We start from the raw sequence: 16,020 nt of genomic DNA, 5'->3' as shown, positions 1-16,020 counted from the left end.
TGCGGCCGCACCTTTCCGGATGACGCCCCCCAGCATGACGACCGAAACGCCCATCGTCCGCCTGACCGACCTGCGACTGGATCGCGGCGGCCGCGCCGTGCTGCGCGACATCAACCTGTCGGTGCCGCGCGGCAGCATCGTCGCGGTGCTGGGCCCCTCCGGCAGCGGCAAGTCGACCCTGCTGTCGGCGCTGACCGGCGAACTCGCGCCGGCCGCGGGCCGCGTCGAAGTGCTGGGCCGCGAAGTGCCGCAGCGCTCGCGCGCCCTGCTCGAGCTGCGCAAGGGCCTGGGCGTGCTGCTGCAAGGCAACGGCCTGCTCACCGACCTGACCGCGGCCGAGAACGTGGCGCTGCCGCTGCGCACCCATACCGATCTGCCGGACGCGCTGATCCGCCGCCTGGTGCTGATGAAGCTCAACGCGGTCGGCCTGCGCGCGGCCGCCGACGCCTATCCGCGCGAACTGTCCGGCGGCATGGCGCGCCGGGTCGCGCTGGCGCGCGCGCTGGCGCTGGACCCGCCGCTGATGATCTACGACGAACCGCTCACCGGCCTGGACCCGATCGCCTCGGGCGTGGTCATGAGCCTGGTGCGCCGCCTCAACGACACCCTGGGCCTGACCAGCATCATCGTGACCCACCACGTGCACGAAACCCTGCCGGTGGCCGACCACGCCATCGTGATCGCCAACGGCGGCATCGTCTTCTCCGGCACCCCGGCGGAGCTGGAAGCCAGCAGCGACCCGCTGGTGCAGCAGTTCCTGCGCGGCCAGCCCGACGGCCCGATCGCCTTCGATGCCGCGCCGCGCACGGCGGAGGCCGCGTGATGGCCTTCGTCGACGCCACCCGCCAGCTCGGCCGCGCCGGCCTGTTCACCCTGTCGGTGTTCCGGGCCTCCAAGCCGACCCCGGACTTCTTCCGCGAGCTGATTCGCGAAATCTACAAGATCGGCGCACGTTCGCTGCCGATCATCGCCGTTGGCGGCGCGTTCGTGGGCCTGGTGCTGACCCTGCAGGGCTACCGCACGCTCGCCACCTTCGGCGCCAGCAACTCGCTGAGCACCCTGCTGGGCCTGTCGCTGTACCGCGAACTGGGCCCGGTGCTGACCGCGCTGCTGTTCATCGGCCGCGCCGGCAGCTCGATCGCGGCCGAGCTGGGCCTGATGCGTGCCACCGACCAGATCACCGCGCTGGGCCTGATGGCGATCGATCCGGTCGGCAAGGCGGTCGCGCCGCGCTTCTGGGCCGCGGTGCTGAGCGTGCCGCTGCTGACCGGGTTCTTCTGCAGCTTCGCGATCGCCGCCAGCTATCTGGAAGCGGTGCACGTGATCGGCCTGGACCCGGGCTATTTCTGGCCCGCGCTGAAGGACAACGTCGATTTCGTCGACGACTTCTGCGTGGCCCTGTTGAAGTCGGGCGTGTTCGGCGCCATCGCGGCGCTGGTCGCGGCCTACGTCGGCTACCACGCCGAACCGACCATCGAAGGCACCTCGGTCGCGACCACCAAGGCGGTGGTCAACGCGTCCCTGCTGGTGCTGATGTTCAACTTCGTCATGTCCGCGTTGTTGTTTAAGTAAAGCACCGCCCGCGCATAGAGTTTCGGAGACCTACCTCATGTCCGTCCGCAGTCCCCGCATCGAATTCGCCGTCGGCGCGTTCCTGCTGCTCGCCCTGGCCTCGCTGCTGGTGCTGGCGATCGCCTCCACCAACGGCAAGTGGGGCTTCGGCGGCGACAGCTACGCGCTCAAGGCCCGCTTCACCACCATCGGCGCGCTGCGCCCGAACGCGCCGGTCAAGATCGGCGGCGTCGCGGTGGGCCAGGTCGCCAACATCGAACTCGACCCCAAGACCTTCGAATCCAAGGTCACCCTGGCGATCAACAGCCAGTACAAGGACCTGCCCGCCGACACCTCGGCCGGCATCTTCACCAGCGGCCTGCTGGGCGAGAGCTATATCGGCCTGACCCCGGGCGGCGATCCGGAGCCGCTCAAGCCCGGCGACGAGATCTTCCTGACCCAGCCGGCGGTGGACTTGATCCAGCTGGTCGGCAAATACATGTTCAGCGGTGGCGGTGCCCAGGGCGGCGACAAGAAGGAAGCCGCGACCCCCGCCGCCGAAGACGTGCCGGCGTATTTACAAGGCGATGCCCCCAAGGGCGACGCCGCCCCCACCCACGACGAGAGCAAGCCATGAAGCGCAACCTCATTTCCCTCGTAATCGCCTCGGCGCTGCTCGCCGCCGCGCCGGCGATCGTGTTCGCGCAGTCCGCGCAGCCGGCCGCGACCGCGCCGGCCGGATCGCCCAGCCAGATGGTGCTGAGCAACAGCACCCGCATCCTGAGCACGCTGGAAGCGCGCCGCGCCGAGTTCACCAAGAACCGCGGCGCGCTGAGCAAGTTCATCGCCACCGAGTTCAACCAGATGTTCGACCGCGACTACGCGGCGCGCCTGGTCCTGGGCGCGCACGGCCGCGGCGCCTCCGACGCCGACGTCAAGCTGTTCGCCGACGCGCTCAGCACCAGCCTGATGCAGCGCTACGGTTCCTCGCTGCTGGACTTCAACGCCAAGCTGCAGGTGCGGATCAAGTCCGAGACTCCGCTGCGCGGCGGCGCCATCGTCAAGGTGTCCAGCGAATACCTGCGCCAGGGCGGCGAGCCGGTGCCGGTGGATTACCTGATGCGCAAGGTCGGCGCGAACTGGAAGGTGTTCGACGTGATGGTGGAAGGCGTGAGCTTCGTGCAGACCTTCCGCAACCAGTTCGACACCCCGCTCAAGCAGAAGACCATCGCCCAGGTCGCCGCCGACATCCAGGCCGGCCGTCTGCAGGCCCAGGCCCAGGGCAACTGAGCATGAGCGCGGCCACGGTCCGACGCGAAGGCGAGGCGCTGGTGTTCGCCGGCGCGCTCGAGCGCGCGGCGGTGGCGGCGTTGTGGCGGCAGACGCAGCCGCTGCTGAAGGATCTGCGCCGGCTGGACCTGAGCGCGGTCAGCGAGGTCGACAGCGCCGGTCTGGCGCTGTTGGCCGAACTCGCCGCGCGCGCGCCCGGCGTTAGCGTGATCGGCACGCCGCCCGGTCTGACCGAGCTGCGCGCCGCGTACCGACTCGACGAGGGACTGGGCTTTTCCAGCTGATCCCGAACACACCGTTGCGGTCGCCATCGCCTCAGGGACATGGCCGGGCCGCCCTTAGCGAATAGACTGCGACCATGCGCTCCCCCTCCCCCGTAATCGCTCTCGCCCTCGTCCTGTTGCCGCTGGCGGCCAACGCGCAGCAGATGTCCGCGCAACAGCGCAACGCGTTCGAATCCTGTCTGGCCGCCGGCGACGGCAGCGCGGACGCGGCCCTGGCCTGCCGCCTCAAGATCGAGGACGGCGCGACCCCGCCGCCCGCGGCTACGCCCGCCGAAGCCGACGCGGCCGCACAGGCACGGTCGGCCAGCATGGCCGAGGCGGAAGCCGCCGACGCCGCCCAGCGCGCCGCCGCAGCGGCCGCCGACGCGAGGGCCTCCGCCACCGCGGCAGCGCAGGCATCCAACAACGCGCCCGTGTCGGCGCCGGACGCTTCCACGCCGGCCGACATCGCGGCGGTGGCCGACACCGCGACCGCCGCCGGCGCGGCGGCAGCGGCGGAAGCCGCGCAGCAGGCGGCCCAGGACGCGACCGCGGCCCCGGCCGTCGACGCTAGCGCCGCAGCGGAAGCCGGCGTAGCCAGTCCGGCCGATCAGCGCACGGACGCCGAGCGCGATTTCGACGCGCTCTACGGCGCGCAGTCGCAGGAATACGATCCGGTCGCCGACCCGACGCTGCCCGCGCCGGCCTCGCTGCCGGCCATCTACGACCCGTGGGAGCGCTACAACCGCAAGATGCACCGCTTCAACAACGCGGTGGACCGCATCATCGCCAAGCCGCTCGCGCGCGCCTATGTGCGCGTGGTGCCGCGGCCGGTGCGCCTGGGCGTGAGCAACTTCTTCAACAACCTCGGCCAGCCGGTGTCGGCGGTCAACGCGCTGCTGCAGGGCAAGCCCAAGCAGGCCGCGCAGTCGCTGGGCCGCTTCGCGCTCAACAGCACGGTCGGCATCGGCGGCATCTTCGATCCGGCCAGCGACGCCAAGCTGCCCAATCGCAGCGAGGACTTCGGCCAGACCCTGGGCATCTGGGGCTGGAAGCGCTCGCGCTACCTGGAACTGCCGCTGTTCGGCCCGCGCACCGTGCGCGACGCCTTCGGCGCGGTCGGCGACGCCCCGCTGAGCCCGCTGCGCCAGGTCGAACGCGATCGCATCCGCATCCCGATCCAGGGCCTGCAGCTGGTCGACGTGCGCGCCCAGCTGATGCCCACCGACGCCCTGCGCGAAGGCGCCGAGGACGACTACACCCTGGTCCGCGATTCCTGGATGCAGCGCCGCGACTACCAGATCTTCGGCGACCGCATGGACGCCGAAGACCAGGGCCTGCCGGACTATCTGCGCGACGACAGCAACCCCAGCGTGCCGGCCGATGCGATGCCGTTGATGCCGACGGATGCGAACTACAACCGCTGATAACGGTACGAACCTCTCTTGCGCTTTAGCCCCTCTCCCGCTTGCGGGGTGAGGCGTGGCGCGAGCCACTGGCTCGCGCTGGGCCGAACGCCCAACGCACAGCGGTCGGGCCGGGGTGTGGGTTGGGGTGAGGGCCGACGCAGGCGCTTATCCCTAACCTCAACCGCCGCCCTCATCCGCCCTGCGGGCACCTTCTCCCGCAAGCGGGAGAAGGGAAGATCTAGGGCGTTATCGCTGAAGGTGCAGCCTCAGGCCTCGTCGTCGCCCTCGACGAAATCGTCATTGCCCAGCAAACGCCGCGCCTCGTCCGCCGGCATCGTTTCCACGCCCTTGAGCTTGCGTTCGATCGCGCGCGTGCGCACGCCCGCGCCGTCGATGCTCTTGCGCACCGTGTCCAGCTGCGTCCGCGTGCGCTCCAGCACTTCGGCGAACTTGCCGAACTCGCTCTTGACCGCGCCCAGCAGCTGCCAGACCTCGCTGGAACGTTGCTCGATCGCCAGCGTGCGGAAGCCCATTTGCAAACTGTTGAGCAAGGCCAGCAAGGTGGTCGGCCCGACCAATGTGACGCGGAAATCGCGCTGCAGAGTTTCGAACAAACCCGGCCGGCGCAGCACCTCGGCGTACAAGCCTTCGGTGGGCAGGAACAACAGGGCGAAGTCGGTGGTGTGCGGCGGCGCCAGGTACTTGTCGCGGATGCGCTTGGCCTCGACCTTGACCTGACGCTCCAGGCCGGCGGCGGCGATCGCCAGCGCCTCGGGGTCGGCGCGGTCCTGGGCATCGAGCATGCGCTCGTAGTCTTCGCGCGGGAACTTGGCGTCGATCGGCAGCCGTACCGGCTGTTCCGGCGTGGTGCCGGGCAAACGCACCGCGTATTCGACGCGCTCGCCGCTGCCGGGAACGGTGGCGACGTTGCTGTCGTACTGCTCGATCGTGAGCACCTGCTCCAGCAGCGCGCCCAGCTGCACTTCGCCGAAGGTGCCGCGGGTCTTGACGTTGGTCAGCACGCGCTTGAGGTCGCCGACGCCGTTGGCCAGCTGCTGCATCTCGCCCAGGCCGCGCTGGACCTGTTCCAGGCGCTCGGACACCAGCCGGAAGGATTCGCCCAGGCGCGTTTCCAGCGTGGTCTGCAGCTTTTCGTCGACGGTCGCGCGCATCTGCTCGAGCTTGGCGGTGTTGTCGGCCTGCAGCTCGCGCAGACGCTGTTCCAAGGTGGTGCGCAGCTCGCCCAGGCGCAGCTCGTTGCGCTGGGTGAGCTCGTTGAGGCGCTGGCCCAGGCCTTCGGCGAAGCGCTGCTGCAGTTCCGCCGCCTCGCCGCGGCCCTTGCGCGCATCGTCGGTCAGGGTGACCACCAGCTGATCCAGGCGCTGGTCGGTGCGCTGGGTGAGTTCGGTAAGGCGGCCGCCGAAGCCCTCGATGCGCTGCTCCTGCGCCGACGACAGGCTGTCGAGCTGCTGGCGCAGCTCTCCGCGCCCCTCGCGCTGTTCCTCGCGCAGCGACTGCTCCAGGCGCCCGTCGGGCTTGCGCAGCAACAGCACCATCAACAACACGATCGCCACCAGCACGGCGATCAACAACAGGGTCAGCAGCAGCGGGGTTTCGGCCATGGCGACAGTGTAGCCCGCTGGGTCTCAGGGGCTAAGAAGCGGCTTGCGGGGCGGGCGATCGGGCTGAGATAGTGCCGCGCATCGTCGTCGCACTCCGCGTCGTCCAAGGCGAACACCCGCATGCGGATCAAGTCGCTCGCGCTGCTGCTGTTGATCGCATGCCTGGGGACCGCGGCGCAGGCCGCCGAGCCGGCCACGGAATCGACCAGCGCCAAGGTGGTCCGCCTGACCCGGGCCCTGGAGCGGGATCCACTGGGCGATACGGACAAGTCCATGCGCGCCTGGGTGTTGGATTGGCTGATGCGCACGCCCGACCACACCATCGTGATCTGCGATGTCGTCAACCCCTTGCTTAAGGACGACCGCGCTCCGAATGCCGGCATTTACGTGCTGCAGCAGATGTTCGGCAACGGCGCCTATCAGATCGAACACCCGGACGATAAGGATCCTGGCGCGCCGCAATTGGCCGGCGTCGAAAGCATGCTGCGCGCCTATAGCGTCGTACTGACGAAACAGCCGCAGTCGCGCATCGCGTATCTGGACACGTTGCTGGAGCAGCAGACGGCCGGCAGACTCAAGCAGTACATGGCGCCGATCATCGACGAGAAATGCACGAAGGACCCGGCCGCGAAACCGGACGCCTGATCGTTGTCGCAACGCTATCCCCGCCACTACGCTGGAACGCCATGACCTCGACTACACGCCAACGCCTGACCCAGACCGCGCGCATCGGCCTTGCGATCAAAGTGGCCGTGATGATGCCGGCCCTGACGGCCTGCCTGGTGGTCTTCTTTGGCAAACCCGGCGGCGAATCGGCGTTCGTGGCCTGGTGCTTCGACTACTGGTGGGCGGCGCTGCTGTCGGGCGTTTTTGCCCTTGTCGTCATCGAGCTGGTGGTCGTGCTGTTCATCCGCTGCCCGCATTGCAAGTTCCGCCTCGCACGCGCGCACGGCCCGAGCTGGGCGTTCTTCGTCCTCAATGCGCAGATCCGCTACTGCGCGCACTGCGGGCGGTCGCTGGACGAAGCCAAGACCAGCGCCGTTCGCTAGCGGGTCGCGCCCAGCCAGCCCGGATTCTGCTTCCACCGCGTCTCCAGAAACTCCACGAACGCGCGCACCTTGGCCGGCACGTAACGCCGCTCCGGCATCAGCGCGTGCACGTCCAGGCCGGCGATCTCCCAGTGCGGCAGCACGCGCTGCATGCGGCCGTCGCGGATCTCGTCGGCGATGGCGAACTCGGGGATGCGCGCGATGCCGGCGCCGGACAGCACCGCGGCTTTCAGGGCCAGGCTGGAATTCGCGTCCAGGCGCGCGCCCAGGGCCACGCGCACGACCTCGTCGCCGTGGCGCAGCTCCCAGGTGCGGCCGGTCGCCGCCAGGCTGAAATGCAGGCAGTCGTGCGCGGGCAGCTCGTCGGGGCGCTGCGGGTGGCCGCGCCGCCGCAGGTATTCGGGCGAGGCGCATAGCCAGACGCGGCTGTAGGAGATCGTGCGCGCCACCAGGCTCGACGCTTCCAGCCGACCCAGCCGGATCGCCAAGTCCTGGCTTTCCATCACCAGGTCGGTCGGGCGGTCGTCCAGCTGCAGGTCCATGTCGATCTGCGGGTACTGGGTGAGGAAGTCGCCCACGTGCGGGGCGACATGCAACACGCCGAAGCTCATCGGCACCGACACCCGCAAGCGGCCCTGCACCCGTTCGCCGGTGCCGGCGACCGCATCCTCGGCCGCGCGCGCCTCGGCGAAGGCCGACTGGGCATGACGCAGGTAGGCCTGGCCGGCCTCGGTCAGGCTGAGCCGGCGCGTGGTCCGGTGCAGCAGGCGCGTGCCCAGCCGCCCTTCCAGCGCCGAGACCTGCTTGCTGACCGCGGCCTTGGACAGGCCCAGGGCGTCGGCCGCGCGCACGAAGCTGCCCAGTTCGGCCACGCGCAGGAAGGCGAGCAGGCCGGCGAGATCGGGGACGGGCAGACGCCCCTGCGGGATTGTTGACATAGGGAAACAGTTTAACTACCCACGGGCCGATTATCCGCCGGCCCTAAATCCTTAATTTGGCCTCGTTCCCGCCCTTAGGCCCCGCTACGACGCCATGAACCTCACCACGAAGCGCCTGATTCTCACCCTTCTGGCCGGCAGCCTGGTCGGCGCCATCTTCGTGATCAGCAAGCTGCTGCTGGGGCGCGGCCTCAGCCCGCTGATTGTTTCCCTGATCCAGACCGCCGGCGCCGCCGCGGTGCTGCTGGCGGTGCAGCGCGCGCGCGGCGCGCGCCTGCCGCTGGACCCGGCCTCGCGCCGCTTCTACCTGATCGCCGCCCTGATCGCGGTCGCCGGCTCGGCCCTGCTCGGCAACTGGGTGCTGGCGCGCATCCCAGCCGGCATCTTCACCGTGGTGGTGACCCTGTCGCCGATGTTCACCTCGCTGTTCAACGCCCTGGTCGAGCGCCGCTGGCCGTCGCCGACCGCGATGCTGGGCACCGGCCTGGGCCTGCTCGGCGTGCTGCTGGTGCTGGTGCCGCGCGCGAAAGCGGTCGAGGCCGAGCAGGCCCTGGCGCTGACCGTGGCCCTGGGCGTGCCGGTGCTGCTGGCGATCGGCAACGTCTACCGCAGCCGTCATTGGCCGACCGGCCTCAGCGCGCCGATGTCCAGCGCGGGCACGATGCTGGTGCAGGCGCTGGCGGTGCTGCCGCTGATCGCGGTGAGCGGCCAGCGCGCGAGCGTCGAGCAACTGGCCGCGTCCTGGCCGCTGCTGCTGGCGATGGTGCTGGTCACCCTGTCGGCCAACGTCGCCGCCGCCGCCCTGCAACGCATCGCCGACTCCGTCGCCTACAGCCAGATCGGCTACGTGATCGCGCTGACCGGCGTGGTCTGGGGCGCCGTGCTGTTCGGCGAGCGCCTGGGCTGGAGCTTCGTGCCGGCGCTGGCGCTGGTGTTCGCCGGCGTCGTGCTCGCCAACCGTCGCGTCGTCGCCGCCAACGCGACGGTCGCCGTAAGCCCCGCGCTGCCGGCCCTGAACGGCGCGCGCTGAATCCCCACCCTCCACTCGGAATCCCGTCATGCGTCTGTCGCCAGTCCGTACCGCCCTGCTCTCGATGTTCGCCCTGTTCGCCGCCGCGCCCGCCCACGCCGACCTGCGCGACCCGCTCACCCGCGACAACAGCGTGGTGCTGATGGTCGACTACCAACCGCAGTTCGTGTTCTCGGTGCAGTCGATCCCGGTGCTGGAGCTGATCAACAACGCGGTCGGGCTGAGCAAGGCCGCCAAAACCTTCGACGTGCCGACCTTCTACGCCACCATCAGCGCGCAGAGTTTCGGCGGCCCGTTCTTCCGCCAACTCACCCAGGCGCGTCCGGAGCTGACGCCGTTCGATCGCACGTCGATCGACGCCTGGCAGGAGCCGCGCCTGCGTGCGGCGATCGCGGCCACGGGGCGCAAGAAGTTGCTGGTCAGCGGCCTGTGGACCGACAGCTGCGTGACCTTGCCGGTGCTTGCGGCGCTCAAGGACGGTTACGAGGTGTACGTGGTGGTCGACGCCAGCGGCGACGTCAATCGCGAATCGCACGAGATGGCGGTGCAACGCATGATCCAGGCCGGCGCGGTGCCGGTGACGTGGATGGCGGTAATGCTGGAATGGCAGGGCGACTGGGCGCGCGGCAACACCGGCGCGCAGGTGCAGAAGATCGCCCAGGAACATGGCGGCGGCTGGGGCCAGGGCATCGACTACCACCAGTCCATGGTCGCGCCGCGCAAGTAAGCGCCCGCGCGCGCTCGACGGCCGCATCGCCACACGGCGTTGCGGCCGTCGGCGTTACAGTGACGGCTTCCTTAGCTATCGCGGCGCCGTCCACGCGCGCCGCCCGGAGTTGTCATGGCCGCCTGGTTTACCGTCGCCGCCCCGCTGATCCCCGAAATCCTGCGCCTGGCGCGGCCCTATTTCACGCGCGCGCCGCAGCAGACCAACGCCGCTGTTTCCGATGTGGTCGCGGTGCAGATCACCGAGCTGCAGGACGTGGCCGCGCAGAACGCCGAATCGATCAAGGTGCTGGCCGCGGAGATGCAGAAGACCCTGGCCACGCTGCAGGAAGCGTCGATGACGCTGGAGCAGCGGCTGCGCCACGCGCGCCGTTTGAGTTTGGTGTCGTTGGCGGTGGCGGGCGTGGCGGTGGCGGTGGCGAGTTACGCGCTGGCGACCTAGCGGCGCAGGCGTTCGCGCCTGCGGCGCTTGCTGTGGGAGCGGCGTGAGCTGCGATGCCTGTGGTGCTTGCTGTGGGAGCGGCGCGAGCTGCGATGCCTGCGGTGCTTGCTGTGGGAGCGGCGTGAGCCGCGATGCCTGCGGTGCCTTCTGTGGGAGTGGCGTGAGCCGCGATGCCTGCGGTGCCTTCTGTGGGAGCGGCGTGAGCCGCGATCGCGACAAGGCGCGCGGCCGCGGCTCTCACCATCGCGCGTGCACCGCGTGCAGATTCGCGCGGATATCGCAGCGACGCCGGCGGGCGATCGCGGCTCACGCCGCTCCCACAGGAAGCGAGGGCTGCGTTGCGCCTGCGAAGGCGGGAACGAGTCGTCGGCGTGCGGGTTTCGCGGTCGCGGCTCACGCCGCTCCTACAGGGGGCGGGCGAGTGATCGTCGACGTGCGGCTTTCGCGATCGCGGCTCACGCCGCTCCCACAGGAAGCGGGGGCTGCGTTGCGCCTACGAAGGCGGGAACGAGTCGTCGGCGTGCGGGTTTCGCGGTCGCGGCTTGCGCCGCTCCTACAGGGGCGGGAGGGTGGTCGTGGGCGTGCGGGTTTCTCGATCGCGGCTCACGCCGCTCCCACAGGAGGCGGGGGCTGCGCCACGCCTGCAGATAGCAGCAGGCGCGACGCGGGGGTCAGTCCAGCACGCGGCAGAACACCGCCTTGAGGTAGCGCGACTCGGGCACCTGGGCCAGCCAGGGGTGGTCGGCGCCGGCGCCGGAGACTTTCAGCACCTGCACGGTGCGGCCGGCGTAGAACGCAGCGCGGCGGATCATGTCGAGGAACTGCTCTTCGCTGACCAGGCCGGTGCACGAGAAGGTCGCGAACAGGCCGCCGGGCTTGACCACGCCCAGGGCCAGCTTGTTCATGTCCAGGTACTTCTTCAGCGCCGGGATCACCTGCTCGCGGTCGCGGGTCATCTTGGCCGGGTCCAGGATCACCACGTCGAAGCGCTCGCCCGCATTACCCATGTCGCGCAGGTAAGGGAAGATGTCGGCCTGGACGAACTTGACGTGGGCGTTGTTGAGCTTGGCGTTGGCCTTGGCGATGTTGATCACGTCGGCGTCGATGTCCACGCCGATCACTTCCTCGGCGCCCCGCGCCTTGGCGTAGACGCCGAAACCGCCGGTGTTGCAGCACAGGTCGAGCACGCGCTTGCCGGCGACCTGGCGCGACAGCCATTCGCGGTTCTCGCGCTGGTCGGCGAAGAAACCGGTCTTGTGCGCGCCGGCCGGGTCGGCGCGGAAGCGGATGCCGTATTCGGTGATCGTGGCCGGCGGCACCGCCTCGGTGCCGCGGAAGTCGAAGCTCTCCTGCTTCTGCACGTGCTCGTCGGCGAAGGCGTAGAAGCGGCAGCCCGGGAACTGCGCACGCAGGGCGTCGTAGATCCATTCGCGGTAGCGGAAGGCGCCGGCGCTGAAGTATTCGACCACCAGCAGATCGCCGTAACGATCGACCACCAGGCCGCTGAGGCCGTCGCCTTCGCTGTGGACCACGCGCCAGGCGTCGCTGACTTCGTCCAGGCGCAGCACGTCGCGGCGCAGCGAGACCGCGGCGGCGATCTTGCGCGCGAACCAGTCGGCGTCGATGGTCGCATCGGGGTCGTTGTCTAGCATGCGCAGGGCGATGCGCGAGTGGCCGTTGTAGAAGCCGCGGCCGATCCATTCGCCGTCGACGCCGACCACGTCGACGATGGAGCCGGGTTTGGGGCGCTGGGCGGGCTTGTCGACCAGACGCTGGAAGATCCAGGGATGGGTGGATTTCCAGGCGTTCTTGAGGCGTACGGTAGGCAGATCGTTGTTCATCCACGCATTTTACGCGGGTTGTGCGCGGCTCCGGGGATTTGCGTGCGGCGTGCGCCGGCGCCCGTGTCCCATCGGCGGGACAAACTGGCCCGCCTCGCCCGGCTTGTATTCGCGCCCGGCGGTGCCAATCTCGCAAACATGCACCTGCCCACTCCCGATGCCCCGCCCGACACCCCGGCCCAGCGCGCGGCCGACCGCGGCCGTTTCGTGCGCGCCCTCAACGCCAGCCTGGCCTTCGTGCTGGTGCTGGCGGCGGTCTACAGCGCGCAGGGCCAGTTCGACGTCGGCGCCTGGTCGGTGCAGCCCTGGTCGCTGGAGGGCCTGCTCGGCCTGCTGACCGCGCCCTTGCTGCACGGCTCGATCGAGCACCTGGCCACCAACGCCATCTCGCTGCTGATGCTGGGCCTGCTGGCCGGCGGGGTCTACCCGCGCGCGACCCTGCGCGCCCTGCCGCTGATCTGGCTGGGTTCCGGCCTGGGCGCCTGGCTGCTGGGCAGCGCGGGCAGCCATCACCTGGGCGCCAGCGGCCTCACCCACGGCCTGATGTTCCTGGTGTTCGTGCTGGGCCTGCTGCGCCGCGACCGGCCCTCGATCGCGGCGGCCATGATCGCCTTCATGTTCTACGGCGGCATGCTGCTGACCATCCTGCCGCGCGAGCCCGGCATCTCCTGGCAGGCCCACCTGGGCGGCGCGGTCGCCGGCGTGATCGCGGCCTTCCTGTTCCGCCGCAGCGATCCGCTGGCGCCGCGCAAGCGCTACAGCTGGGAAGACGAGGAGGACAGCATGGTGCCGGCCAACGACGAGCTGGAACCGCCCAGCCCGCGCGAGGTGCCGGTGCTGTGGAACCGTCCCGATCCGGAGCAGGGCGTGGTCCTGCGCTTTCCGCCGCGGCGCGAACCGTGAACGCCACGACTTAACCCCGTCTCGGCGGCAGGCTAGAGTGGCGCTTCGACCGCAGCCTTTCCGGCCACAAGGAACCGCCCGATGCGCCTCGTTTCCCGTGCCCTGCTGTTGAGCGCCTTGCTGCTCGCCAGCCCGCTCGCCGCCGCCAAGGGCGCCTGCCTGATCCAGGGCCAGCTGTCCGGCATGTCGTTCACCGACTGCAGCGAAGTCGATGCGGCCAGCCCGGACGGGGCCTACAAGATGCAGTGCGAATCCAACGCCGCCTCGATCAAGTCGGTCGGCGGCAGCGCCACCGCCACCGTCAGCGGCGCCTGTCCGGCCTACCCGCAGGGCATTTGCGAGAACCCGATGGGGCGCAAGGTCCGCACCTACTACTACGGCCGCAACGCGCAGACCCTGGTCGTCACCCAGCGCAGCTGCGAAAGCGCGGGCGGCACCTGGCGCTCGCCCTGAATGTCACGAACGAGTCGGCCATGACCTGCGCCCTGCTGGTGATCGACGTGCAAAGCGGCCTGTTCGACGGCGAGCCGCGCCCGGACGACGCCGACGCCGTGATCGCGCGCCTGAACGCGCTGATCGCGCGCGCGCGCGACGCCGGCGCGCCGGTGATCTTCGTGCGTCACGAACGCATCGGCACCCTGCTGGAGCCGGGTACGCCGGGGTGGGCGTTCCAGGCCCAGCTCGACGTCCACGACGACGATCTGATCGTCGGCAAGACCTCCCCCGACGCCTTCCTGCGCACCTCGCTGGAAGACCTGCTGCAGTCGCTGGACGTCGATCGCCTGGTGATCGGCGGCTACGCCAGCGATTTCTGCGTCGACACCACCACCCGCCGCGCCGCCGCGCTCGGCTATCCGGTGACCCTGGCCGCCGACGCCCACACCACCCACGACAAGCCGCACCTCACCGCCGCGCGCATCCGCGAGCACCACAACGTCACCCTGTCGGACATCGTCAGCTTCGGCGTCGAGATCCGCGCGGTCGACAGCGCGCAGATCCAGTTCGAACGCAGGCACCCCGGCGACCGCAACGCTGCGCTGCGCTGAGCGCCGCCGGCTACTCGCTGGCGCGCACCGCCGGCGATCCGTTCGAACGCAGCTGCGCGTAGACGCTGCGATTGCGATCGAGCTCGCCCAGGCTGGACAGGCCGCCGAGCACCAACCGGCCGTCGCGCACGCCGACCCCGCGGAACGGGTTGTCGGTGTACAGATTGGAGCCTTGCAGATAGTCGACGCCGGGCTCGGCGTTGGGGTTGTCGATGCGATAGCCCAGCTGCGCCATCAGGGCGTGGCCGAGGCCGTAGTGGCTGATCCAGCCGCCGTTGCCGGGCGGCAGCCGATCGACCAGGCCGCGGCTGCGCACCAGCACCGGCACCCGCGCGACCTGCGGGGTGAGCACGTTGTGGCCCCACACGCCGCCCTCGCCCAGCATCTGGCCGTGGTCGGAGGTGACCACGAACAACCCCTTGCCGGGCAGGCGTTCGAAGTGCCGGTACAGCTGGGCGGTCAGCGCGTCCTGGTAGAGCAGCGAATTGTCGTAGGCGTTGCGTTGGCGGGTCGCGAACGGCAGGGTCGCCGCGGTCGGCCAGCGCGCGTAACGCTGGCCGTGCTGGGCGTAGTTCTTCTCGTAGGGCAGATGCGCCGAGCGCAACATCATCACCACGAAGTTGCGCGTGCCCGGAGTGATCCGCTTGGCCATCTCCAGCACCGCGTCGTCGCGCGCCTCGATCACCCGCTTGGTGTCGGTGTCGCGCGTGCGCACCACGTCGATGCTGGCCACGTCGAGCTCGTTGAGCAGGTTGCCGCTCTGCGTGGACAGCCAGTAGGTGCGGTAGCCGGCGCGCTTGGCCAAGCGCATCAGGTTGGTCTGGTAGGAACGCTGCTGGCCCAGGTTGCCGGGCTCGCGCACGCCATTGATCAGCAGCGCCAGCGAAGCCGAGGTCGCGGTGGCGCCGGCGATGCCGTGGTGCCAGCGCGCCTGTCCGTCGCGTACCCACTGCGACATCGTCGGCGTGGTGTCGCGCGCGTAGCCGGTCAGGCCCCAGTGGTCGCTGCGGGTCGAATCGAAGATCACCAGCCACACGTTCTGCGGCAGGTCCTGCTCGGCGACGGGCGTGCGCGCGACCCGATACGGCTGGTACTGCAGATCGTAGGACTGCACCGATTTGCCGACCAGATTCACGGCATAGAAGCTGAAGCTGTTGATCGAGTTGTGCAGCGAGCTGCGCGCGGGCGCCGGCATGTACTGCGGCATCGCGCGCTGGCTGGCCTTGTACGGCTTGGTCGCCAGGGCCACGGCCAGCACCAGCAGCGCGATCGGCGCGCGCGGCAGCGGCAGGCGCGGCAGGCCCAGGTTGTAGAGCGCGAACAGCAGCGCATAGGGCAGGGCGCCGGTCAGCAGGGTCGGCCAGTGCGCGCGCGCACCCGCCAGCGTGGCCTCGGCGATGTCCGGGGTCTCGCGCGGAATCATCGCCAGGTCCACCGGCGTCAGCGGTCGGCCCATCGCCGCGATGTGGCACAGCTGCAGCAGCTGCATCAGGGCGAACACGCTCAGCAGCGCGTTGGCGGCCCAGCGGCGGCCGCCCAGCCACAGGCACAGGTGCATGAAGAACAAGCCCAGCACCCACGGCAACTGCAGGCGCGCCAGGTTGTGCGGGCTGGTGAGCTGCTGCAGGAAGTCGTCGCTGAGCATCAGCGCCGCGCTGAGGCCGGCGACCGCGATCAGAGTCGCCCAACGCGTGAGCGCGGCAGGCCAGCCCGGTCCACGAGCGGACGCCGTCGCCGTTGCGCTGAGTCTCATATCGCCGCCCTGGAAGCCTGAGTGGCGATGGACGTTAAGTAGGTGATTTCCCCTACGCGTTAAGGATTCGCTGTGATGCGCAGAATGCGCACACGTAATGCGCTTTAGTTCGCTACGTTGTATGCGCGACTGGCGCCAAGTCTTAACGGAGGTTCAG

Annotated in this window: 18 protein-coding genes; 14 read left to right on the top strand and 4 right to left on the bottom strand. The window is 69.7% G+C overall.

The genetic code is table 11. The features are described 5' to 3' along the window. Nucleotides 1–34 precede the first annotated feature (34 nt). From BMZ45_RS16180 to BMZ45_RS16155, 6 genes are all read left to right on the top strand, one after another. Nucleotides 35–823, top strand: coding sequence for an ABC transporter ATP-binding protein (locus BMZ45_RS16180; RefSeq protein ID WP_091637557.1), 789 nt, complete (start codon nucleotides 35–37; stop codon nucleotides 821–823). Then, nucleotides 823–1,572 (top strand): MlaE family lipid ABC transporter permease subunit, encoded by a 750-nt coding sequence (locus BMZ45_RS16175; RefSeq protein ID WP_056177300.1) that lies wholly within the window; start codon nucleotides 823–825, stop codon nucleotides 1,570–1,572. Before BMZ45_RS16180 ends, BMZ45_RS16175 begins: the two co-directional genes overlap by 1 nt. Nucleotides 1,573–1,609: 37 nt before the next feature. Further along, entirely contained in the window at nucleotides 1,610–2,188 is a 579-nt protein-coding gene (gene mlaD, locus BMZ45_RS16170) for an outer membrane lipid asymmetry maintenance protein MlaD (protein ID WP_057161652.1), read from the top strand. Then, complete coding sequence (locus BMZ45_RS16165) at nucleotides 2,185–2,841, top strand: MlaC/ttg2D family ABC transporter substrate-binding protein (protein ID WP_091637556.1); 657 nt, start codon at nucleotides 2,185–2,187, stop codon at nucleotides 2,839–2,841. The genes mlaD and BMZ45_RS16165 overlap by 4 nt, the downstream gene beginning before the upstream one ends. Nucleotides 2,842–2,843: 2 nt before the next feature. Beyond that, complete coding sequence (locus BMZ45_RS16160) at nucleotides 2,844–3,125, top strand: STAS domain-containing protein (protein ID WP_091637555.1); 282 nt, start codon at nucleotides 2,844–2,846, stop codon at nucleotides 3,123–3,125. Between the two features lie 74 nt (nucleotides 3,126–3,199). Beyond that, nucleotides 3,200–4,531, top strand: a complete 1,332-nt coding sequence (locus tag BMZ45_RS16155) for an MlaA family lipoprotein (protein ID WP_343124210.1) — start codon at nucleotides 3,200–3,202, stop codon at nucleotides 4,529–4,531. Nucleotides 4,532–4,779: 248 nt separating this feature from the next. Here the strand turns inward: BMZ45_RS16155 and rmuC are convergent, their stop codons facing one another. Next, complete coding sequence (rmuC, locus tag BMZ45_RS16150) at nucleotides 4,780–6,135, bottom strand: DNA recombination protein RmuC (protein ID WP_091637554.1); 1,356 nt, start codon at nucleotides 6,133–6,135, stop codon at nucleotides 4,780–4,782. A 120-nt stretch (nucleotides 6,136–6,255) separates the two neighbouring features. On the opposite strand from rmuC, the gene BMZ45_RS16145 reads away from it, so the two are divergent. Beyond that, nucleotides 6,256–6,780 (top strand): hypothetical protein, encoded by a 525-nt coding sequence (locus BMZ45_RS16145; protein WP_091637553.1) that lies wholly within the window; start codon nucleotides 6,256–6,258, stop codon nucleotides 6,778–6,780. Next, nucleotides 6,744–7,184, top strand: a complete 441-nt coding sequence (locus BMZ45_RS16140; RefSeq protein ID WP_139215539.1) for a hypothetical protein — start codon at nucleotides 6,744–6,746, stop codon at nucleotides 7,182–7,184. Before BMZ45_RS16145 ends, BMZ45_RS16140 begins: the two co-directional genes overlap by 37 nt. Here BMZ45_RS16140 and BMZ45_RS16135 read toward each other — a convergent pair. Then, complete coding sequence (locus BMZ45_RS16135) at nucleotides 7,181–8,122, bottom strand: LysR family transcriptional regulator (protein WP_091637551.1); 942 nt, start codon at nucleotides 8,120–8,122, stop codon at nucleotides 7,181–7,183. The two genes, BMZ45_RS16140 and BMZ45_RS16135, sit on opposite strands and share 4 nt — an antisense overlap. 94 nt (nucleotides 8,123–8,216) lie before the next feature. On the opposite strand from BMZ45_RS16135, the gene BMZ45_RS16130 reads away from it, so the two are divergent. The 3 genes from BMZ45_RS16130 (at nucleotide 8,217) to BMZ45_RS16120 (ending at nucleotide 10,320) form a co-directional block, all read left to right on the top strand. Beyond that, complete coding sequence (locus tag BMZ45_RS16130) at nucleotides 8,217–9,152, top strand: DMT family transporter (protein WP_091637550.1); 936 nt, start codon at nucleotides 8,217–8,219, stop codon at nucleotides 9,150–9,152. Nucleotides 9,153–9,180: 28 nt separating this feature from the next. Next, a complete protein-coding gene (locus BMZ45_RS16125; protein ID WP_217643221.1) occupies nucleotides 9,181–9,879 on the top strand; it encodes a hydrolase in 699 nt (232 codons plus the stop codon). A 114-nt stretch (nucleotides 9,880–9,993) separates the two neighbouring features. Further along, complete coding sequence (locus BMZ45_RS16120) at nucleotides 9,994–10,320, top strand: hypothetical protein (RefSeq protein WP_091637549.1); 327 nt, start codon at nucleotides 9,994–9,996, stop codon at nucleotides 10,318–10,320. Between the two features lie 671 nt (nucleotides 10,321–10,991). Here the strand turns inward: BMZ45_RS16120 and BMZ45_RS16115 are convergent. Next, nucleotides 10,992–12,161, bottom strand: coding sequence for a class I SAM-dependent rRNA methyltransferase (locus BMZ45_RS16115; RefSeq protein ID WP_091637548.1), 1,170 nt, complete (start codon nucleotides 12,159–12,161; stop codon nucleotides 10,992–10,994). 138 nt (nucleotides 12,162–12,299) lie between these two features. Here BMZ45_RS16115 and BMZ45_RS16110 point away from each other — a divergent pair, with 138 nt between their 5' ends. The 3 genes from BMZ45_RS16110 to BMZ45_RS16100 all read left to right on the top strand — a co-directional run bounded on the left by BMZ45_RS16110 (nucleotide 12,300) and on the right by BMZ45_RS16100 (nucleotide 14,110). Beyond that, nucleotides 12,300–13,064 (top strand): rhomboid family intramembrane serine protease, encoded by a 765-nt coding sequence (locus BMZ45_RS16110; RefSeq protein WP_091637547.1) that lies wholly within the window; start codon nucleotides 12,300–12,302, stop codon nucleotides 13,062–13,064. Between the two features lie 81 nt (nucleotides 13,065–13,145). Continuing rightward, nucleotides 13,146–13,517 (top strand): hypothetical protein, encoded by a 372-nt coding sequence (locus tag BMZ45_RS16105; protein ID WP_091637546.1) that lies wholly within the window; start codon nucleotides 13,146–13,148, stop codon nucleotides 13,515–13,517. 20 nt (nucleotides 13,518–13,537) lie between these two features. Then, nucleotides 13,538–14,110, top strand: a complete 573-nt coding sequence (locus BMZ45_RS16100; protein WP_091637545.1) for a cysteine hydrolase family protein — start codon at nucleotides 13,538–13,540, stop codon at nucleotides 14,108–14,110. 10 nt (nucleotides 14,111–14,120) lie between these two features. Here the strand turns inward: BMZ45_RS16100 and BMZ45_RS16095 are convergent, their stop codons facing one another. After that, nucleotides 14,121–15,863, bottom strand: coding sequence for a phosphoethanolamine transferase (locus BMZ45_RS16095; RefSeq protein WP_091637544.1), 1,743 nt, complete (start codon nucleotides 15,861–15,863; stop codon nucleotides 14,121–14,123). Between the last annotated feature and the right edge of the window lie 157 nt (nucleotides 15,864–16,020).

This window comes from Lysobacter sp. cf310, from assembly GCF_900114355.1.
Lineage (GTDB): Bacteria > Pseudomonadota > Gammaproteobacteria > Xanthomonadales > Xanthomonadaceae > Lysobacter.
This window is presented reverse-complemented; position numbering and strand designations above follow the sequence as displayed.